This is a genomic window from Cupriavidus sp. 05T313 (genome assembly GCF_056396665.1).
In genome coordinates this window covers 50677-70200 of record NZ_JBFTLX010000049.1, presented here as the reverse complement: position 1 = coordinate 70200, position 19524 = coordinate 50677, and the positions used below count along the sequence as shown (strand labels likewise).

The 19524-nt window shown below is 64.4% G+C and carries 14 protein-coding genes, 1 tRNA gene and 1 pseudogene; 9 read left to right on the top strand and 7 right to left on the bottom strand.

Annotated elements, in window-relative coordinates; genetic code table 11:
- Nucleotides 1–72: 72 nt before the first annotated feature.
- Nucleotides 73–945 carry a c-type cytochrome gene (locus AC1DKD_RS13895; protein ID WP_441634518.1) on the bottom strand — a complete coding sequence of 291 codons (873 nt, stop codon included), beginning with the start codon at nucleotides 943–945 and terminating at the stop codon, nucleotides 73–75.
- A gap of 387 nt (nucleotides 946–1332) precedes the next feature.
- Between AC1DKD_RS13895 and AC1DKD_RS13890 the strand changes: the two genes are divergently transcribed.
- Nucleotides 1333–1408: transfer RNA gene (locus tag AC1DKD_RS13890), tRNA-Arg, on the top strand.
- Nucleotides 1409–1438: 30 nt separating this feature from the next.
- Here AC1DKD_RS13890 and AC1DKD_RS13885 read toward each other — a convergent pair.
- Nucleotides 1439–1882 (bottom strand): annotated as a pseudogene (locus AC1DKD_RS13885) (bifunctional aspartate transaminase/aspartate 4-decarboxylase); the annotation flags it as partial.
- A 213-nt stretch (nucleotides 1883–2095) separates the two neighbouring features.
- Complete coding sequence (gene gad, locus AC1DKD_RS13880; RefSeq protein ID WP_441634516.1) at nucleotides 2096–3469, bottom strand: glutamate decarboxylase; 1374 nt, start codon at nucleotides 3467–3469, stop codon at nucleotides 2096–2098.
- Nucleotides 3470–3712: 243 nt separating this feature from the next.
- Here gad and aspT point away from each other — a divergent pair, with 243 nt between their 5' ends.
- Nucleotides 3713–5401 carry an aspartate-alanine antiporter gene (gene aspT / locus AC1DKD_RS13875; RefSeq protein WP_441634514.1) on the top strand — a complete coding sequence of 563 codons (1689 nt, stop codon included), beginning with the start codon at nucleotides 3713–3715 and terminating at the stop codon, nucleotides 5399–5401.
- A 686-nt stretch (nucleotides 5402–6087) separates the two neighbouring features.
- On the opposite strand, the gene AC1DKD_RS13870 is transcribed toward aspT, so the two are convergent.
- Together AC1DKD_RS13870 and AC1DKD_RS13865 are read right to left on the bottom strand one after the other, a co-directional pair.
- The gene (locus AC1DKD_RS13870) at nucleotides 6088–6960 is read right to left on the bottom strand and encodes an amino acid ABC transporter substrate-binding protein (protein ID WP_441634526.1); all 873 of its coding nucleotides are present in this window, start codon (nucleotides 6958–6960) and stop codon (nucleotides 6088–6090) included.
- A 92-nt stretch (nucleotides 6961–7052) separates the two neighbouring features.
- A complete protein-coding gene (locus tag AC1DKD_RS13865) occupies nucleotides 7053–8366 on the bottom strand; it encodes a dicarboxylate/amino acid:cation symporter (RefSeq protein WP_441634512.1) in 1314 nt (437 codons plus the stop codon).
- A gap of 533 nt (nucleotides 8367–8899) precedes the next feature.
- On the opposite strand from AC1DKD_RS13865, the gene AC1DKD_RS13860 reads away from it, so the two are divergent.
- The 5 genes from AC1DKD_RS13860 (at nucleotide 8900) to arfB (ending at nucleotide 12921) form a co-directional block, all read left to right on the top strand.
- Nucleotides 8900–9289: a hypothetical protein gene (locus AC1DKD_RS13860; protein ID WP_441634510.1), complete on the top strand. Its 390-nt coding sequence runs from the start codon at nucleotides 8900–8902 to the stop codon at nucleotides 9287–9289.
- A gap of 9 nt (nucleotides 9290–9298) precedes the next feature.
- On the top strand, nucleotides 9299–9523 hold the full coding sequence (locus AC1DKD_RS13855; protein ID WP_045242279.1) for a hypothetical protein: 225 nt from the start codon (nucleotides 9299–9301) through the stop codon (nucleotides 9521–9523).
- 109 nt (nucleotides 9524–9632) lie between these two features.
- The gene (locus AC1DKD_RS13850; protein WP_441634508.1) at nucleotides 9633–11054 is read left to right on the top strand and encodes a DUF2252 domain-containing protein; all 1422 of its coding nucleotides are present in this window, start codon (nucleotides 9633–9635) and stop codon (nucleotides 11052–11054) included.
- 56 nt (nucleotides 11055–11110) lie between these two features.
- Nucleotides 11111–12328 (top strand): hypothetical protein, encoded by a 1218-nt coding sequence (locus AC1DKD_RS13845; RefSeq protein ID WP_441634506.1) that lies wholly within the window; start codon nucleotides 11111–11113, stop codon nucleotides 12326–12328.
- Nucleotides 12329–12516: 188 nt separating this feature from the next.
- Complete coding sequence (gene arfB, locus AC1DKD_RS13840; protein ID WP_441634504.1) at nucleotides 12517–12921, top strand: alternative ribosome rescue aminoacyl-tRNA hydrolase ArfB; 405 nt, start codon at nucleotides 12517–12519, stop codon at nucleotides 12919–12921.
- Nucleotides 12922–12993: 72 nt separating this feature from the next.
- On the opposite strand, the gene AC1DKD_RS13835 is transcribed toward arfB, so the two are convergent.
- Nucleotides 12994–13920 (bottom strand): alpha/beta hydrolase fold domain-containing protein, encoded by a 927-nt coding sequence (locus AC1DKD_RS13835; protein ID WP_441634502.1) that lies wholly within the window; start codon nucleotides 13918–13920, stop codon nucleotides 12994–12996.
- 48 nt (nucleotides 13921–13968) lie between these two features.
- Nucleotides 13969–14652 (bottom strand): TetR family transcriptional regulator, encoded by a 684-nt coding sequence (locus AC1DKD_RS13830; protein WP_441634500.1) that lies wholly within the window; start codon nucleotides 14650–14652, stop codon nucleotides 13969–13971.
- A gap of 237 nt (nucleotides 14653–14889) precedes the next feature.
- Here AC1DKD_RS13830 and AC1DKD_RS13825 point away from each other — a divergent pair, with 237 nt between their 5' ends.
- Both AC1DKD_RS13825 and AC1DKD_RS13820 read left to right on the top strand, forming a co-directional pair.
- The gene (locus tag AC1DKD_RS13825; RefSeq protein WP_477102465.1) at nucleotides 14890–18171 is read left to right on the top strand and encodes a bifunctional cytochrome P450/NADPH--P450 reductase; all 3282 of its coding nucleotides are present in this window, start codon (nucleotides 14890–14892) and stop codon (nucleotides 18169–18171) included.
- 123 nt (nucleotides 18172–18294) lie between these two features.
- Nucleotides 18295–19512, top strand: a complete 1218-nt coding sequence (locus tag AC1DKD_RS13820; protein ID WP_441634496.1) for an MFS transporter — start codon at nucleotides 18295–18297, stop codon at nucleotides 19510–19512.
- Nucleotides 19513–19524 lie beyond the last annotated feature (12 nt).

Here is a 19524-nt window from a genome sequence, read left to right as displayed (position 1 = left end):
CCGCGGGCTTTTTGTTCTCCGGGTCCGTTCCACCGCTTGCGCCGTGGTGGCCCCGGGATGATTTCCGGCCGGTTACTTCGACGCGTTGGCCATGTAGTCGACCGCTGCGATCACGTCGGCGTCCGGGCCGGCGTAGCCGCCCTTCGGCGGCATCACGCCCTTGCCCTTCAGGGCGAAGGCGTGAACGGCGTCCATGCCTTCCTTCAGGCGCGGCGCCCAGGCAGCCTTGTCGCCCAGCTTCGGCGCGCCGGCAACACCGGCGGCGTGGCAGGCGGCGCAGACCTGGTCGTAGACCTTCTTGCCCACTTCGGCGGAAGCCGGCGCTGCAGCAGCAGCCGGTGCGGCAGCAGCAGCGGGAGCTGCCGGGGCTGCTGCTGCGGCAGGCGCGGCAGCGGCATCCGAGGCAGCGGCGGTAGCCGGAGCGGCAGCAGCGGGCGCTGCGGGCTCCGGGAACTTGGCACCGCCGGCGTCGGCCATGTAGACCACGGCACGGCCCAGTTCGTAGTCGCTGTAATCGTCGGCGGTGGTGCCGGCGCGGGCTTGCATGGCGCCCTTGCCGTGCAGCACGGAGTTCAGCAGGCCGGTGAAGCCCTGGCCGATACGCGGAGCCCAGTCGCCGGCGGTGCCGTACTTGGGCGCACCGGCAGCACCGGTGGCGTGGCAGGCGGCGCAGACTTCCTTGTAGACCTGTTCGCCCGTCTTATAGACGCGCGCTGCATTCGGATCCTTCAGTTCGAGCGAGGCGACCGGCTTGATGCGGTCATTGACGGCTTCCACGGTAGCGGTGGAGCCCGCGCCTTCCTTGGCGCCGTGTCCGACAAAATTGACCAGCAGGATGATCACGATGATTGGCACCAGGAAGGCGGCAATCACCACAGCGATCAGCTGCTTGGGGGTCTTGATGGGAGACTCGTGTTCGTCGTGTGCGTTGTGGACGTCGCTCATACTCAACTCTCAATTTGCAGGAAACCTGTGGCCGCTCGCGATCGGCTGCTTATGTGGCCGCTTGCTCGGTGGCCAATTCCCCCTGGCCAATTGCGTGCATCGGACTGTTATCCGGCGTCAACTGTCCCCAAAGGGGCCAGCCAGCGGGGTATGCCACCGCCATCCACCGACCTGATGTGGACGTTGCGCAGCCCCGTTTTTACACAAATAACTCGCGATTATAGCCTCAAAGGCCTATGGCATGAGGCAAAAGCGGCTTGGAAGAGACGTCACCACGCCACCCTGATTGAGCCGGACATGGACGTCCGCGGACAAACACGGTATCCTATGCGACTTTCCGGCAGCGGCACTCGCGCGCTGCCTGCGAAGTACCCCGTCATACCCTGTGCGCCCGTAGCTCAATGGATAGAGTACTGCCCTCCGAAGGCAGGGGTTGCTGGTTCGATCCCAGCCGGGCGCACCAAGATTCCACCTTGCAGTTGCTGCCACGGCAGACGATTTTCTCGCTGAGCCTGAGCATGCGATCCGGTACCGGATAGTTGCAAGCCAGGATGCCCTCGCACATTTCATAGAGGAAATCTCCGCCATCCAGCCCAAGCTGGTCGCGCACGAAGGAGATGGCGCCGGTCAGGAACTTGACTCCTGGGGCGTCGCGGTAATAGCGCGCGAAGAGATCGAAGCGCTCCGCAATGCCAGCGCGCCGGGGAAAGCCGCCGACGCCTTCCGCGAGATACGAAAATGACCGTTCCGATTCAATCATGGCAAACAGCCCAAGCTGCCAAAAGCCGTGGCGTGGAACCGTTGCAAGGAAGTTCGGATTGCCACGCCCGGCGTTGAGCATCAGCCGGTTCGAAACGCTGCCCGCCAGCTTGATCAGCTCGTCCTTGAGTTCAAAGGGCGAGAGGTTTGCGAACTTCGACATATCCGGTCGACTCATGGCATATCGCCCAGAATATTGCACCGCGCAACGCAAGAGTTCTGGCATGCGATGGTGTTATCCACCGGCCTGAAGCCGCGTCTGGGGATACGGGCGGGATCCAACGGGGACCACCCACCAGTAATCGGCCGGAGCCTCCGGCCTACTCTATGAGACGGGGCGATACCCGGGCATGCCAAATCAAATACGCTTGCCCGGACATTGCGCTGACAACTAGCATTTGACCTGAGTGGTCTTCTCTTTCGCATGGAGTTCGGGAGGAGTCGCGTTACCACCGTGCGTCTCAAGGTATTGACAGGCTTTGACAATATCGTTTGCCAGCAACATCGCCACCGTCTGATTGATATGTGGCCGGATGACAACCCGAAGACTGGTCACGGTCTCGGCATTCGGTGGCATGGAATACGCGGAGAGAACCCAGCCATGCTCGCGGACCTTGTTTGAGACATCGAATTCGTTGAAATTCTTGATCTTCTTGTTCAGCGTCACTGCGACCACGGGGATACGTTGCGTCTCGTTCATGATGTCGAAGTACCCACTATCGACCAGCACCTTCCGCAGCGCGATCGCATTGTCCAGCGTGTGCGTCATGATTCTCTTGTAGCCGTCGAAGCCAAGATGCAGGAACAGGTAGTACTGCACCGCAACCTGAAAGGCGTTGCGGCTGAAATTGAGCGTGGCTGTTGGCATTTCGCCGCCAAGGTAATTCACGTAGAACACCAGATCCTCGTTGAAAATCTTGCGCTCCCGGAAAATCACCCAACCCAGACCGGGAGGCGTCAGGCCGTATTTATGTCCGGACGCATTGATGGATAACACGCGTGGCAGGCTGAAGTCCCACTTGTAGTCGGGATAAAGGAAGGGGTTCACAAAGCCGCCGGAAGCGCCGTCAATATGCATCGGGACGGAAGTTCCGGTGCGCTTCTCATAGTCATCCAGCCAGTCGTGAATCGCCTGGATGTCGTCATCTTCCCCGGTAAAGGTTTGTCCGGCGATGGCGACGACGGCAATGGTGTTCTCGTCTACATAGCTGTCGAGATCCTCGGCGGTCAGCCGATAGTTTCCCGGCTTGAGCGGCACGATACGCGGTTCCACATCGAAGTAGCGCAGGAATTTCTTCCAGACGATCTGAACGTTGCCACCCGTCACCATATTAGGGCGCGAAACATCTTTGCCCTCCGCCTGACGCCTTTGCCGCCAGTTCCACTTGTGTGCCAGGCCAGCCAGCATGCAGGCTTCCGATGAGCCCACTGTTGCAGTGCCATATGGCTCCACGCCCTTGGGCCCGTTCCAGAGTTGGTGCAGCCAGCGCACCATCCGCTGCTCCATCTCGAAGACCTGCGGATACATATCGTGATCGATATAGTTCTTGAAGATGTTTCGAGCGGCAACCTCCCTGGCTTCTGGCTCGGCCCAGGTCGTCACGAAGGACGACATGTTCAGCATCGGGTTCGCATCGGTCCATTCCTCGCTGACCACGAGCGCCGCAGCGGCGCGTGCGGAAATTCCCAACTTAGGAAAGTGATCCTCCGGGATCTTGATATTGAACTCGTCGTAAGCAGTAACCTTATCCGGATTGGCGGCCATTATTCACCTCTCGCAGTGATTAACCCATCGGCCGATTTGTCCGGTGGGAGATTGTTTTCGCCCGAGAACACGCATGTATGACTGTCTCTCACGCGCACAGGCGACGGATCAACTCCACAATAGATGAGGTCGCGCTCCGCTCCTTGTCATGGATCAATGTTCAAGTGCCGGTATGGGCTAGCTTAACCAAGACGAGCGCGATGCCTGAAAACGCGTGTTTGGCAGCAAACGGGAGCCGTAGCCATGTCCTGGTTCGTGTCAACGCTAAAAGCCTATCCTGAGATCGCCATTTTCCTTGCGTTGGGGGTCGGTTACTGGGTGGGCGGGAAGAGCTTCAGGGGCTTCAGCCTGGGAGCGGTAACCTCAACGTTGCTCGTAGCCATTGTCATCGGGACCCTGGGCGTCAAGATCTCGGTCAATGTGAAAGCTGTGTTCTTCCTGATGTTCCTGTTCGCCGTGGGCTATAGCGTCGGACCGCAGTTCGTGCGAGGCATCGCCAAGGACGGGATACCGCAGGTTATCTTCGCAGTGATCTCTTGCGTGCTGTCACTGACGGCGGTGGTCGGAGCGGCAATCCTGGCGGGATACGACCTGGGTTCGGCGGCGGGGCTTTTCGCCGGGTCGCAAACGATTTCCGCATCGATGGGGCTTGCCACTGACGCGATCAACCGGCTCGGGCTGCCGCCGGATGAGGCCAGGAAACTGCTGGAAGGCATGCCGATTGCCTACGCTGTGACTTACATCTTCGGCACCGTGGGTTCGGCGATCATCCTGGCCCAGATCGGCCCGAAGCTGCTGGGCATTGATCTGGTAGCCGCTTGCAGGGATTACGAGCGACAACTTGGTGCGGGAGAGTCGGGAGAAGTTGGCACGGAATGGCATGAGTTCGAATTGCGTGCCTATTCATTGGCGCCGGACAGTCCTTTTATCGGCAGGGCGGTCGGGGACATCGAGGCCAGCACCCCGGAAGGACATCGCGCCTTTATCGAACGCATTCGCAGGGATGGCAAGATCATCGAGGCGCACCTGAACACGAGCCTCGCGCCCGGCGATATTGTCGCCATCGGCGGTAAGCGCAATCAGTTGATCGAACGCTTGGGTCCTAGCAGCAGGGAAGTCGACGATGCGGAACTGCTCAATGTGCAGACAGAGGGCGTCGACATCTACATCACGAACAAGGAGGTCGATGACCATTCACTGAAGGAGTTGGCAACTTGGCCGTGGGCACGTGGCGTGTTTCTCAAGAATATCAAGCGGGGTCCGACTGAAACCGTGATACCGGTGCTGCCGAAAACGAAACTCTATCGCGGCGACGTGATCACGCTGGTGGGCCGTATCCAGGATATCAACGCCACCGCAACGCATCTGGGCTACGTCGACCGGCCAACCAACGTGACGGATGTGGCTTTGATGTCACTGGCGATCATGGCCGGTGCGCTGATCGGTGCAAGCGTGTTGAAGGTCGGCGGTATTCCGCTAACCATCTCCACCGCAGGCGGTACGCTGATTGCGGGCATCATTTTCGGATGGTTCCGGGCGATACACCCGACGTTCGGCCGCATCCCCGAGCCGACGATCTGGTTCATGAGTTCGGTCGGCCTCAACGTCTTCATCGCTGTGGTGGGCATCTCCGCGGGCCCGGGTTTCATCGCCGGCTTGCAGAAGCTTGGCATCAGCCTTCTCCTGTGGGGCATCCTTGCGACCTCGATCCCGCTGGCCGTTAGCATGCTCCTCGCCAAGTTCGTGTTCCGCTTCCACCCGGCGATCCTGCTCGGCGCCTGCGCAGGCGCGCGTGCCACCACGGCAGCGCTGGGCATGATCTGCGATGGCGCCAAGAGCCAGGTCCCTGGGTTGGGGTACACGGTGCCCTATGCCGTCGGCAATACACTGCTGACGATCTCGGGCATGGTGGTCATCATGATCCTGTCGTGAGGCAGATGGCACTGATGCCGTTGAAAGCTAATCATGCCTCAGTCAAACGGAGTTGCACTGGGATATCCGCCAACAGGCGTCCTTGGTCCTGGAGACGGTTGCCTCGCGCGCCCTTCGTCCGTGGCCGAGGCAATTGAACGAATCGCCAAGGGCCACAATATGCCGAAGGAAGTTATTCAACGGGAATTCCGGGATTGCCTGGGGCGCACTTTTGATCGATGCAAAAGTTCCGAACTATATTCTGCTGCTGGCGGAGAAGAGAGTCACAGAAGCACTTCGACAAAGACGGGGCCATGCGTCACGACCCGTCCATTTCATAGCATCATCGGGCTGTTCCGGGTCCGCACGTCATATTGGCACGGGGGGCGCTGCCCATCGTCTCACGGTCCGTAGTTCTACGTGGTGATGAAGTTGCTGGCAGGGGTCAGATTGCGGTCCGGCAACCGGCGAATATGGACAGCTACGCACCGTTAACCCCGCGCAGCGGGCCTACGTTGTCGGTTCAGCATGCATAGGAATGATTGTGGTAGTCGCACGCTGAACCTCATCGATCATCGTCTCCAGTTCTGTGCTAGCGCGCCAAACGAACCGCCAAGGCCCTGTGCGATCGGCTGTTTCCGCGCGCCTCGCTTGGGCACGAGTGCAATCGATCGATCCGGCCGGGAATCCTGGCCCTCACCGCATTGCTATTCCGTCGGCTCTGGCGCCGCCTTGATGATCTCCTCCAGTTGTTCGCTCATTGGAATGCCCAGCCGCTCACCGGTCGGCAACCGGTTCAGGAACCACTGCTTGTACAGGCGGTCGAGTTCGCCAGACGTGCTCAGCTTGCGCACGGCCTTGTCGACGACGGCGGCGAATTCCGGGTCGCCCTTGCGCAGCATGATGCCGTAGGGGTCGTAGGAGAGAAACTCGCGGGTAACGTCGTACTGGCTGCGCGTGCCGTACTTGGCCAGGAAGCCATACAGCAGAATATCGTCGCCCGCATAGGCGTCGGCGCCGCGATGCCGCAGGACCTCGAAAGCGTCGGCATGGTCGCGAGCGCGGATGATCTTCAGGCCGAGATTGAAGCGCGTGGACAATTGCTCGATGGCGTCCACGTTGGTCGTGCCAGCCGTAGCAACCACCGTCTTGCCCTTCAGGTCGCGGAACGACTTGATCGGCGAACCGTGCGGCACCATCAGTTTGGTCCCCGCCAGGAAGATCACGGGCGAGAACGCGACGCGCTGCTGCCGCTCGGCGTTGCGTGTCGTGGAGCCGCACTCGAGATCGATCTTGCCGGAAACAATCGCATCGAAGCGGCTCTCGGACGTCACCGGCACCCACTTGATCGTCAGGTCGCGGCCGACCTCTTCCCCCGCGGCCTCGACGATCGACGCGCAGATGTCGATTGAATACCCGATCGGCCTGCCGATCTGGTTCAGGTAGGAAAACGGCAATGAGGATTCCCGGTAGCCGATGATGAGAGCACCCGTTTCCCTTGCCTTCTTCAAAGTTCCGGACAGCGCGAAAGGCTCCTGCGCCCCGATGGAGGCGGCGGCTGCCGCCAGGCACATGGCCATCGAGATCCGCAGCACCATATGGACGGGCCGGGCTCGCCGGCGTGCTTGTTGGGAGTGCATGCGTCGGTCCTGGGTGTCGCGCGCCGCGCCGCCTATGCTTGCGCGGCGTCTGGCTTGTGCAAGGGCACCGCCCCGTCGGCGGTATCGCTTTCGCCTCCCTCGTCCAGCGTGGGTCCGCTCGACAACTGACCTTCCCATTTGGCCACCACGGCTGCCGCAATCGAATTTCCCACCGCGTTGGTGGCCGAGCGGCCCATGTCCAGGAATTGGTCCACCCCCATGATCAGCAGCAGGCCGGCCTCTGGCAGACTGAACTGGTTCAGCGTGGCCGCGATGACCACCAGCGATGCGCGCGGCACGCCGGCCATGCCTTTCGAGGTCAGCATCAGCAGCAAAAGCATGGTGATCTGGGTGCCCAAGGGCAGGTGGATGTCATAGGCCTGCGAGATGAACAGTACGGCGAACGTGCAGTACATCATCGAACCGTCCAGGTTGAAGGAGTAGCCCATTGGCAGCACAAAACTCGAGATCTTGCGGTCGACACCGAATTTGTCGAGGGCTTCCAGCAGCTTGGGATAGGCGGCTTCCGAGCTTGCGGTCGAGAATGCCAGCAGGAACGGCTCGCGAATCAGGCGGACCAGCACCAGGGCCCGCTTGCCCAGGAACGCGATCCCCGCCAGGACGAGCAGTGACCACAGCACCAGCAATGACAAGTAGAAGCCGCCCATGAACTTGGCAAACGTCACGAGGATCGCCAGGCCTTGCGTGGTGATCGTCGACGCGATGGCGGCAAACACGGCCGCCGGCGCCAGCCACATCACCGCACTCGTGATCTTCAGCATCACCTGGACCAGATCCTCGATGACGCCGGCCATGCGCTTGCCCTTTTCGCCAAGCGTCGACAGCGCGGTCCCGAAGAAGATCGAGAAGACCAGGATCTGCAGGATTTCGTTGTTTGCCATGGCCTCCGCCGCCGAGCGGGGAACCAGGTGGATGACGAAGTCCTTCAGTGTGAAGGCATTGGTTTTGAGGCTGGTGGCGGTGCCAACCTCGGGCAACGGCAGTCCGAGGTTGTGGCCCGGTTGCAGCATCGTTGCCATGATCAGGCCGAGGGTCAGCGAGACGAGCGATGCGGTGATGAACCAACCCATCGCCTTGACGCCGACGCGCCCCACAGTGCTGGCATCCCCCATATGGGCGATGCCCATCACCAGCGTGGAGAAGACCAGCGGGGCGATGATCATCTTGATTAGTCGCAGGAAGACATCGGTGATGATCGAGAAATAGCCGGCAACGTCCTTCGCGGCCTTGGGATCCGGGAAGGCAATATTGCAGGCGTAGCCGACCACGCCGCCAAGTACCATCGCGATGACGATGTAGGTGGTGATATGGAGATGTTTTCCCATGGCCGGCCCCTGGCGGTTGCAGAGCGATCTTGTGCATGGCAGGCGCTGGCCGCTCGCCCCGCATTTCGACCTGGCTGACTCGGCACTGACCACGTGCTTGATGCAACTCTTCAGCGGCGGGAAATGGTCCGAAATTCGGTTCCAGCTACTCGAAATGCGGTGGTCTGCACGTAAGTAACGATAGGCGCTCGCACCGATGATGTGCAAGCCAGAGATCATGTGCCAGATCACAAAACTGGCGCGGCAGATGTCCTGAGGCGCCTGCATGCCGTCCGGCGGGCGGCCGGCGCTGCCATCCCGTTGACCTGGATCAACCCGCCCCCCCGTCTGTCTCCTAATCTTTCACAGAGATATCGAAATCCGGTGGATTCCCGATCAAGGCAGTCTGAAATGCCTTCGCGGGATTGCGGAGTGCCATTGGCCTTGTCGGCGTACAGCCAGGGCCGCGCGAAGCGATGGCTTGTGCGTGTTTAGCGGGTATTGAATGCCACCACCACGGTACCTTTGATTTGCGGATTCCTGAGGAGAACAGGATGATCATGCATCTGAATTTCCGCACTGTGATGGCAGCGGTGTGCACGACGCTGGTGATCGCATCGGGCCCTGCCCGTGGCGACGAAATCCCGCTGATCACCGGCAAGCATTGGATCGAGTCATCGGAGCAGGCGAAGAAGGCTTACCTCATTGGCATCGCCAATGTCATCCAGGTTGATATCGCGTATCGCGCTCAGGTGGGCAATTCACCACCAGACACGCAAAGCGTCATTCCTCGCCTGGCGAAGGGGCTGCAGGGCCAGACACTCGAAACGGTGCGGGAAGGACTGGATCGGTGGTACGCCACGCATTCCGATCGGCTTCAGCGGCCGGTTATCGAAACGATCTGGTTCGAAATGGTCGTTCCCGGACTTCAGCGCAACAAGTAGGTGAAACGCATGAAATCACTCGGACTGATCGGTGCAACGCTTGCCCTAGTCGGCATTGTCGGGTGCACGAACATGACGCCGCAACAACAAGGGACGATGTCGGGCGCGGGCGTGGGCGCGTTGGCCGGCGCAGGCATCGCCGCCATCGCGGGCGGGAGCGCCTGGACCGGTGCCGCGGTAGGCGCTGTCGCTGGCGGTGTCGCGGGCAACATCAAGGGAGGCAAGCAGCAGTAAGGCGCGTCCGCCGCTTCGCTGCAAGACCGGGCATGGAGACTTGCCTCATCCTCCGGCCCTGGCTTGAGCACGGAGCGGCTGGCGCAAACCTGAAAATGGGGAGTGCCACATGTCCAAGAATAGGAAGGGAAAGAGCGAGAGTGCCGCACCTCAAACCGGGACGCGTTACTTGTCGGCCGATGATCGCGCCACCGAAGGGCGGGCACTGCGCGACACGGTGCCGCGCGCATCGCATGCTGGATGGACGGCGCCCAAGGATCGCCGCGACCCGATTGAACTCCTGATCGAATCCAATGAGGGCCGCATCCTGAGCCTGACCCCGATCCGCTTCGGGCGCATGGCGGCTTCGCCATTCGCGTTCTATCGCGGCGCGGCCGTACTGATGGCAGCCGACCTTGCCAGCACCCCGACGAGCGGGATCCGGGTGCAGGCGTGCGGCGATGCGCACCTGATGAACTTCGGCGGCTTCGCGACGCCCGAGCGCAACGTGATTTTCGACGTCAACGATCTCGACGAGACACTGCCGGCCCCTTTCGAGTGGGACCTGAAGCGGCTTGCAGCCAGCGTGGTCGTGGCGGCGCAACATCTGGAGCTGCCCCGCAGCGACGCGGGACGCGTGGCCACGGATCTCGTGCGCGAATACCGCGAGCGGATGGACAATTTCGCCGGGATGCGGGCGCTCGACGTCTGGTACAACAGGATCGACCTGCAAAAGTATGAAGACCGGACGGGCAATCCGGCTGTCGTGGCGGCGACTCGCAAGCGCTTGGAGGAGCGGCTCGAATCGGAGCGGCGCAAGACGGTGCCTGACCATCTGTATCCGAAGCTCGTCTCGGAGGAAGGGGTCAAGCCCAGGATCAAGGATGAACCCCCCCTGATTTTCCATCCGACGGAAGAACAGGCTCCCGGTCTCGGGGCAGGGTACACGGAAGCCATTGCCTCGTATCGGGAGAGCTTGCCCGAGCATGTCCGGACATTGTTCGACCGCTTCCACTACGTCGACCTGGCCCTCAAGGTCGTCGGCGTGGGAAGCGTTGGCACGATGTGCGCAGTGGGACTGTTCATGGCGGCGGACAATGACCCGCTGTTCCTGCAAGTGAAGGAGGCGAAGGCCTCCGTGCTCGAGCCCTATGCGGGCAAGAGCCTGCACGCCAATCATGGCCAGCGCGTCATCGTGGGACAGCGCCTCATGCAGTCGGCCAGCGATGTGTTCCTTGGATGGACCCGAGGCGTGAACGGCCGCGAATTCTATGTCCGCCAGCTTCGCGACATGAAGTTGTCCGCGGTTATCGAGGACTGGGATACAGGGTTGTTGCGGCAATACGCGCGGATGTGCGCGCATGCCCTGGCTCGCGCGCATGCCCGCTCCGGCGATGCCGCGGTGATCGCCGGATACATGGGTTCCGGGCAATCCTTCGACGACGCTGTGGGCGAATTTGCGACCGAGTATGCCTCCCAGAACCGAAGCGACTATCGGGCGTTCCTCAGTGCAATCAGAGAGGGCCGGATCACGGTGATGGTCGAAGACTAGGCAGGAACGCTGCCGGGGATTTCCGGGGAACTGCTCTCGGCGTGGAGAGGCCAACAATGAACGCTCGCGTCTCGGAGCCCGGCGCCGCCCGGGATTCGCCCCTGACTACGCAAGACTTCTCGCTCGTCCTGGGCGGGCCACTCTTCCAGCTTCTGCGTAAGGCACACCTGGCCGATGACGCGTTGCAGCTGGTGCACCAGCGCATCATCGTCATGTCCTTGTTCGCCTGGCTACCGCTCCTGGTGCTGTCAGCGGCTGAGGGACAGCTGCTGGGCGGCCGAGTGACCTTGCCTTTTCTGCTGGACATCGAAGCGCATGCGCGCTTCCTGCTGGTGATGCCGCTGTTGATCGCTTCAGAGCTGGTGGTGCACCTTCGCATGCGGCCGGTGGCGAGGCTGTTCATAGAGCGCAAGCTGATTCCCGAAAACGCCTCGATGCGATTCGAGGCGGCTATCGCGTCGGCGTTCCGGCTGCGGAATTCCGTGCTCACCGAGTTGCTCCTGATCGGCATCGTGTATGGCGTCGGCATCCTCGTCATCTGGCGGCACTACACGGCGCTCGACGCCGCCACATGGTACGTGACATCGTCCGCCGAAGGCTCGAGACTCTCGCTTGCCGGCATGTGGTATGGCTACGTGAGCCTGCCTGTCTTCCAGTTCCTGTTGTGTCGCTGGTACTTCAGGCTCCTTGTCTGGATCCGTTTTCTCTGGCAGGTGTCACGCATCAAGTTGATCCTGATTCCCATGCATCCGGACCGCGTCGGCGGCCTGGGATTTCTCGCCCAGGCGGTCCATGCCTTCGCGCTGCTTGCCATGGCGCACGGCGTGCTGCTGGCTGGGCAACTCGCCAACCGCATCTTCTATCTCGGGGCCACGCTGCCTGAGTACAAGGTACAGATCGCGGTCATGGTCATTTTCCTGCTGTGCCTTGTACTTGGCCCGTTGCTGGTGTTTTCGCCTCAGCTGGCGGAGGCGAAGCGCACGGGCCTGCGTGAATACGGCACGCTGGCGGAGCGCTACGTACGCGAGTTCGATGCCAAGTGGCTACGCGGAGGAGCCGCTCCCGATGAATCGCTTGTGGGTAGCGGCGATATCCAGTCCCTCGCGGATCTGGGCAACAGCTTCGACGTTGTGCGGACGATGCGCATTGCCCCGATTACGCGAGAATCCGTCATGCAGGTCGCCGTGGCCACCCTTTTGCCGGTCCTGCCGCTGGCGCTGACCATGATGCCGTTGGAAGCGCTGCTCAAGATGATGTTCGGCCTGTTGTTCTAGGCGACCGTTCCCCGTCCGGCATTGCCACCCTCCTGGGAGCGGTAGCGTGCGATGGTCTGTTATTCCCGCTCAACCGCGCCTGGAAAAACCGGCCGGCATCGGCTGCGTGCTCAAGGCGATGACAAGCCTGCTGCTGGTACATCCGGCGAGCCAACGCACGGGGCCGGGTCCTTGATATCATCCGTCGCATGCTGCCCGATATCCTCATCCCCCACACCGAATACGAAATCACCGCGATCCGCGCGCAAGGCGCCGGCGGGCAGAACATCAACAAGGTCTCCAACGCGGTTCACCTGCGTTTCGATGTTCGCGCATCGTCTCTGGAAGAGGGGCACAAGGCGCGGCTGCTGCAGCTTCACGATCACCGCATCACGCGCGACGGCGTGGTGGTGATCAAGGCGCAACAGCACCGCAGCCTGGAGATGAACCGCGAGGAAGCCGTGCAGCGTTTGCACGACCTGGTGCGCAGCGTGGCCACGCCGCCGCGCGCGCGCCGTCCCACGCGGCCAACCTACGGGTCCAAGATGCGGCGCCTGGAAGGCAAGAGCCAGCGCAGCCAGGTCAAGGCACAGCGCGGCAAAGTCGTGGACTGAGCGCCAACGCCACGTCACATCGCGCATTCGCCGCGCGTACCCGTCCCCGCGCCCGCGTATCCCGCCGCCCCCTTATTGGTGGCGCTTCGTGACGCGGTTCGCGAACGCGGCCGCGTCCGCCAGTGCGCGCCGCGCTTCCGGCAGGAAGGGATGGTAGAGCTGCCAGACATGCGGCACGCCGTGCCAGACGTGCAGCTCGGCCGCGCCGCCGGCCGCCCTGGCGCGTTCCACCAGCCGGCGCGAATCGTCGAGCAGCACTTCCTTGTCGCTGGCCTGCACATAGAGCGGCGGCAGCGCCGCCAGCGCGGCCGGGTCGGCGTAGAGGGGCGAGACCAGCGGGTCGGTGGCGGCGGTGTCGCCCAGGTACAGGCGCGCAGCGCGGGCGATCGACTCACCGTGGAACATGACGTCGTGGCGCTCGTTGCTGCGCAAGGTTTCGCCGGTAGCCGCCAGGTCCGTCCACGGCGAGAAGAGCAGCGCCCCCGCGGGCAGCGCCGTGCCGCGCGCCTGTAGCGCGAGCAACGTCGCCAGCGCCAGCCCGCCGCCGGCGGAATCGCCGGCAATCACGATGTTGCGTGGCGCAATACCGAGTGCGAGCAGCGCCGAGTAGGCATCGACGGCATCGTCCAGCGCGGCGGGGAAGGGATGCTCGGGCGCCAGCCGGTAGTCCAGCGAGAACACCGGCATGCCGGTCCCGCGCGCCAGTGCCAGCGTCAGCGGACGGTGCGTCTGCGGCGTGCAGAAGTAGTAGCCGCCGCCGTGCAGGTAGAACAGCGTGGGGACATCGGCGTGCGCGGCGGCGCCATCGCGGCGCGTCCATTCGCCCGGCAACGCGGCCGCCTCGGAGCGTTCGATGCGCCAGCCCGCCGGCACGCGCGCGTTCTGCCCGAACTGCGCCATCGCGCGGCGGGTGCCGGCCACGTCGATCTGCGCCGGCGGCGCGCCGCGCTTCAGGCGCTTTCTCAATCCGTAAGACAGCAACAGGTTCTGCAGGCTCATCGGGCTCCTCGCTCGGTGGTCAGGACTCGGTGTGGAGGCTTGCGGCGTTCAGTGCGGCCGGCGCTCCGGCGGCTTGCGTTTGCGCGCCGGGGCGGGTGCCGGTTGTGCCTGGCTTTGCTCGCGCTCTTGCGCCCGCTGCTGTTCGGCGGCGCCGCGCAGCAGCCAGCCGATCAACTGCCTGGATTGCTGGATGCGCTGGCGCCGGCCCTTGGCGCTGTCTTCGAGATAATCCGTCGACAAGTGGAACAGGTAGGACACCACGTAGCCGCACAGGTCGTCGATGACCGGGCGGGACAGCCCGGGGCACAACGCCAGCCGCTCGATGTCTTCCGCCATTTCGGCGGCGATGTCCGCCAGCAACTGGCGCACCGCGTCGCGCAGCGCGGGTTGGGGGCCGGTGCTGCCGCACACACCGACAAAGAAGGCGTCGGGGTGGGCGTCGGCGTAGGCGAAGAATGCGTCGCAGGCACGCGTGGCGACTTCGCCGGGATTGTCGCGCGCCACGGCCCAGCGCACCGCGCGCAGCATGGGCCGCAACTCGTTGCTGACCTCGGCCACCGCGGTCAGCGCCAGGTCTTCCATATCGCGGAAGTGGCGATAGAACGTGTTGGGGTTGAGCCCCGCCTCGCGCGCCAGTTCGCGCAGGCCCAGGCCGGCGAAGCTGCGCCTGGCCGCGGCCAGGCGCAGCGCCGCGTCGATCAGTTTGCGTTTGCCGCCGGCAACGTCTTCCATGGTCACAGCCAAAAAGTTAATGCCGGGATACCCCGGCGTGGTCATGCTTCGGTTTGGAATTGACACTCGGTCTACATTCGTCTACTTTGCTGCAAAAGTAGACGAATGTCTACGCCGACTTGCGGGGGCAGCGATGCACCCCGCAAGAAAATAACGAACAAGAGACACAAGGCGGCCGCGTGCCCCTTGGCCCAATCCTGGCGATCCGCTCGCCGACTACCACCAGGTGAACCGACCATGCAGCGCGACTCCGCTCCCGCCGTGCCCGCCGCAACCCTGTCCGCCGCGCCGGCCGTGTCCGCCCTCGCGCCGATTCCGTGCGACGCCGGCTGGCCGCTGGTCGGCAACCTGCTGCAAGTCACGCCCGGCAAGGTCGCGCAGCATCTGCTGGCACGCAGCCGCCATTTCGGTGGCATCTTCGAACTTGATTTCGCCGGGCGCCGCGTGGCGTTCGTCAGCGATGCCGCGCTGGCGGGCGAGCTGTCGGACGGGCAGCGCTTTCGCAAGATCGTCGGGCCGCCGCTGTCCTACCTGCGCGACCTGGCAGGCGACGGCCTGTTCACCGCGCACGGGGAGGAAGAGAACTGGGGACGCGCCCACCGCATCCTGATGCCGGCGTTCAGCCAGCGCGCGATGAAAGGCTACTTCGACGTGATGCTGCGCGTGGCCAACCGCCTGGTCGACAAATGGGACCGCCAGGGCGCCGACACCGACATCGCGATCGCCGACGACATGACCCGGCTCACGCTGGACACCATCGCGCTGTCGGGTTTCGGCTATGACTTCGATTCATTCTCGCGCGAGCAGCTCCACCCCTTTATCGATGCGATGGTCGGCGCGCTGGAAGAGGCCATGGGCAAGCTGACCCGCTTCGCGCTGCAGGACAAGTTCATGCACGCGGCGCACCGCAAGTTCGCCGAGGACATCCGCTACATGCGCGAGCTGGTGGACGAGGTGGTGAGGCAACGCCGCGCCGCGGCCGGGAAGGATGCCGGCCAGCCGCCGGCGCACGACCTGCTCAACCTGATGCTGGACGCGCGCGATCCCGACACCGACCAGCGCCTGGACGATGTGAATATCCGCAATCAGGTCATCACCTTCCTGATCGCAGGGCACGAGACCACCAGCGGCTTGCTGACCTTCGCGCTGTACGAACTGCTGCGTAATCCCGGCGTGCTGGCGCAGGCCTATGCCGAAGTGGATGCCGTGCTGCCGGGAGATGCACCGCCGGTCTATGCCGACCTTGCCAGGCTCCAGGTGATCGACCGCGTGCTCAAGGAAACACTGCGCCTGTGGCCCACCGCGCCCGCTTTTGCGGTGGCGCCGTTCGAGGACACCGTGATCGGGGGGCGCTACCTGATCCACAAGAACCGCCGCGTTTCGGTGGTGCTCACCGCGCTGCACCGCGACCCCAAGGTGTGGGCCGATCCCGAACGCTTCGACATCGACCGCTTCCTGCCGGAGCACGAAGCCAGGCTCCATCCGCACGCCTACAAGCCGTTCGGCAATGGCGAGCGCGCCTGCATCGGGCGCCAGTTCGCGCTCACCGAGGCCAAGCTGGCGCTGGCGCTGATGCTGCGCAACTTCCAGTTCAGCGATCCGCACGACTACCAGTTCCGCATCAAGGAAACGCTGACCCTGAAGCCGGATGCGTTCACGTTGAGGGCGCGCAGGCGCCGACCGCATGAGCGCATCGCCGCCGCCGCGGCGGCCGGCGCGGCCAGCGTCCAGTCGCAACGCCCGGCGGTGCGGGGCAATGGCCAGGCCCTTGCCGTACTGTGCGGGTCGAGCCTGGGCACCGCGCGCGAACTGGCCGAGCAGATCCACGCCGGTGCGCTGGCGGCCGGCTTCCATGCCACGCTGCGCGACCTGGATGACGCGATTGGCGCGCTGCCCGCCGAAGGCCTGGCGGTGATCGTGGCGGCCACCTACAATGGCCGCGCGCCCGATTCGGCGCGGCGCTTCGAGGCCATGCTCGACGGCGCGGCTGTGGATAACTATCGCGCCGGAGACCTGCGCTTTGCCGTGCTCGGCTGCGGCAATTCGCAGTGGGCCACCTATCAGGCATTCCCCAAACGCCTGCACGACTTCTTCGGCGCTGCCGGCGCCACGCCATTGCTCGCGCGCGGTGAAGCCGACGGCAACGGCGATTTCGACCAGGCGGCGGAGTCGTGGCTCGCCGGGCTGTGGCAATCGCTGCAGGCGCTGCGTGTGGAGCAGGGCGCGGCGCCCGATGCGGCGGGCGCGAGCCACATCGAAGTGCGCCTGCGCGATATCGCCACGATCCGCGCCGGCACGCTGCCGCCGTCGACGCAGGCCTTCACGGTGCTGGCCAACACCGAACTGGTGAACGATCCTGCCGGCCTGTGGGACTTTGCGCAGGAAGCGCCGCGCACTTCCACGCGCGATATCCGGCTGCGCCTGCCCGAAGGCGCGAGCTATGCCACCGGCGATCATCTCGCGGTCTATCCGCAGAACCATCCGGCCACCGTACGCGACCTGTGCGAGCGGCTCGATCTCGATCCGGAGGCCATGGTGACGCTGTCCGCCGCGCATGCATCCGCCGCGCGCGGCCTGCCGCTGGAGGAGGCGCTGCCCTTGCGCGCGCTGCTGACACATTTCATCGAACTGCAGGACGTGGTGTCGCGCCAGACGCTGCGCACGCTGGTGCAATACACGCGCTGCCCGTTCACGCGCGCGGCGCTGGAACGGCTCGGGTCGGACCATGCGGAAGACGGCTACGCCGCGCGCGTCGCCGCGCAGCGGCTGGGGCTGGTGGACGTGCTGGTGAGCCATCCCGCGATCGCGCTGACGCTGCCGGGCTTGCTGGCCTGCACGGTGCCGATGCGCCCGCGCTTCTACTCTATCGCCTCGTCGCCGGCGGTATCGCCCGACGTGGCGACGATCACCGTCGGCATGGTGTTGTCGGCGGCATTGTCGGGCCGCGGCCTGTTCCGCGGCGTGGCATCCACCTGGCTGCAGGGACTCGCGCCGGGCGCCGTGGTGGCGGCGGCGATCCGTACGCCCAATCCGGCCTTCGCGCCCGATCCCGATCCGGCGCGGCCGATGATCCTGGTCGGGCCAGGCACCGGCATCGCGCCGTTCCGCGGATTCCTGGAAGAGCGCGCGGCGCAAATGGCAGCTGGCCAGGCGGTGGCAGCCAGCCGTCTCTACTACGGCTGCCGCCATCCGGAGCACGACTGGCTCTACCGCGACGATGTGGCGCGCTGGCAGGCCGGGGGCGTGGTGCAGGCGCATGCCGCCTATTCCACCGCCGGCGCGCCGGACCAGCGCTATGTGCAGCATCTGCTATGGCGCGATCGCGAAACCGTGTGGGCGATGCTGCAGGACGGCGCCACGATCTACGTGTGCGGCGATGGCCGGCTGATGGCGCCGGCGGTGCGCCGCACGCTGATCGAGATCGCCGCGCAGCAGGGCGGCATGAGCAAGGCCGCGGCGTCCGACCGGCTTGCGGCGATGGTGGCGCAGGGGCAGTACCGGCAGGACGTGTTCAACTAGCCGGCCAGGTGCCGTCTCGCCTTCGCGCTGGTTGGCAGAAATCTGCGGATCATTGTCAGCCGCCACGGCGCCATATTCCTTACGCTCGGTGTCATCCCCACCGCCCTTACACCGGAGCGCCCGATGGCACGTCCCGCGATGTCCCAGGCCCGGGTCCTGGCAATCTGCCAGGCCCTGTTTACCTCGGCCCTGTCCGTCGATCTGACGCTGACCGGGCTGGTCGGCTACACGCTCGCGCCTGACAAGGCGCTTGCCACGCTGCCGTTTGCGCTGATCACCGTCGCATCGGCCCTCACCGCCATCGCCGCCGCCTTCCTGATCGAGCGGCTGGGCCGCCGCGCGGCATTCAGCCTCGGCGGGCTGGCGTGCTGCGCCGGCGGGCTGGTGTCCGTGTGGGCGATCGCGCACCATGACTTCGCCGCCTTCTGCGTGGGTACCGCGCTGGTCGGCGTGTTCCAGGCCTTCGCGCGCTTCTACCGGCTGGCCGCCGCCGATGCCGCCGCGCCTGCCGACAAGCCGCGCGCGATCTCCACGGTGCTGACCGGCGGCGTGGTGGCGGCCGTGTGCGGCCCCGCCATCGCGGCGTGGAGCAGCAACCTGATGGTGGCGCAGCCCTTCGCGGGCTCCTACGCGGTGGTGTCGGTGTTCGGTCTCGCCACGGTTCTGCTGCTGGTTTTCGGCTACCGGGAGCCGCCCGCCCAAGCCGCCGCCGCGGTAGCCGCCGGGCACGGCGACACGGCACTCCCCGCGCGCCCGCTGGCCGAGATCGCGCGCCAGCCGGTCTTCCTCGCGGCCTTCGCCAACAACGGCATCGGCAATGCGGTGATGATGTTCGTGATGACCGCCACGCCGATCGCCGCGGTGGCGTGCAGCCACACCATCAAGCAGGGCGCGCAGATCATCGAGTGGCACCTCGTCGGGATGTACGCGCCATCCTTCTTCTCCGGCTGGCTGCTGCAGCGCTTTGGCCGCGGGCCGATGCTGATGTGCGGCATCGCGCTCGCTGCGATGGGTTCGCTGGTGGCCCTGGCGTCGACAGCACTGCCGGCCTTCTACGTCGCATTGCTGTGCCTGGGCGTTGGCTGGAATTTCATGTTTGTCGGCGGCACCACCTTGCTGGCGGAGAGCTACCGGCCCGCGGAGCGCGCGCGTACCCAGGCGCTGGCCGAATTCTCGGCCGCCGCGCTGACCGCGCTGGCCACGCTTGCCGCCGGCCAGGTGCTATACCGCCATGGCTGGCAGGCGGTCAACCTGGCGGTGCTGCCCGCGTTGGGGGTGGCGCTGCTGGTCACGCTGGGCTGGCAACGGCAAGCGCCACGCGCGGCGGCGCTGGCGGGGTGACGGCCGGCGCCA

Excerpts from the sequence above, each read along its gene's own strand:
- AC1DKD_RS13895 (WP_441634518.1), bottom strand. The coding sequence starts at position 945 with ATGAGCGACGTCCACAACGCACACGACGAACACGAGTCTCCCATCAAG.
- gad (WP_441634516.1), bottom strand. The coding sequence starts at position 3,469 with ATGGCCGCCAATCCGGATAAGGTTACTGCTTACGACGAGTTCAATATC.
- aspT (WP_441634514.1), top strand. The coding sequence starts at position 3,713 with ATGTCCTGGTTCGTGTCAACGCTAAAAGCCTATCCTGAGATCGCCATT.
- AC1DKD_RS13870 (WP_441634526.1), bottom strand. The coding sequence starts at position 6,960 with ATGGCCATGTGCCTGGCGGCAGCCGCCGCCTCCATCGGGGCGCAGGAG.
- AC1DKD_RS13865 (WP_441634512.1), bottom strand. The coding sequence starts at position 8,366 with ATGGGAAAACATCTCCATATCACCACCTACATCGTCATCGCGATGGTA.
- AC1DKD_RS13860 (WP_441634510.1), top strand. The coding sequence starts at position 8,900 with ATGATCATGCATCTGAATTTCCGCACTGTGATGGCAGCGGTGTGCACG.
- AC1DKD_RS13855 (WP_045242279.1), top strand. The coding sequence starts at position 9,299 with ATGAAATCACTCGGACTGATCGGTGCAACGCTTGCCCTAGTCGGCATT.
- AC1DKD_RS13850 (WP_441634508.1), top strand. The coding sequence starts at position 9,633 with ATGTCCAAGAATAGGAAGGGAAAGAGCGAGAGTGCCGCACCTCAAACC.
- AC1DKD_RS13845 (WP_441634506.1), top strand. The coding sequence starts at position 11,111 with ATGAACGCTCGCGTCTCGGAGCCCGGCGCCGCCCGGGATTCGCCCCTG.
- arfB (WP_441634504.1), top strand. The coding sequence starts at position 12,517 with ATGCTGCCCGATATCCTCATCCCCCACACCGAATACGAAATCACCGCG.
- AC1DKD_RS13835 (WP_441634502.1), bottom strand. The coding sequence starts at position 13,920 with ATGAGCCTGCAGAACCTGTTGCTGTCTTACGGATTGAGAAAGCGCCTG.
- AC1DKD_RS13830 (WP_441634500.1), bottom strand. The coding sequence starts at position 14,652 with ATGGAAGACGTTGCCGGCGGCAAACGCAAACTGATCGACGCGGCGCTG.
- AC1DKD_RS13825 (WP_477102465.1), top strand. The coding sequence starts at position 14,890 with ATGCAGCGCGACTCCGCTCCCGCCGTGCCCGCCGCAACCCTGTCCGCC.
- AC1DKD_RS13820 (WP_441634496.1), top strand. The coding sequence starts at position 18,295 with ATGGCACGTCCCGCGATGTCCCAGGCCCGGGTCCTGGCAATCTGCCAG.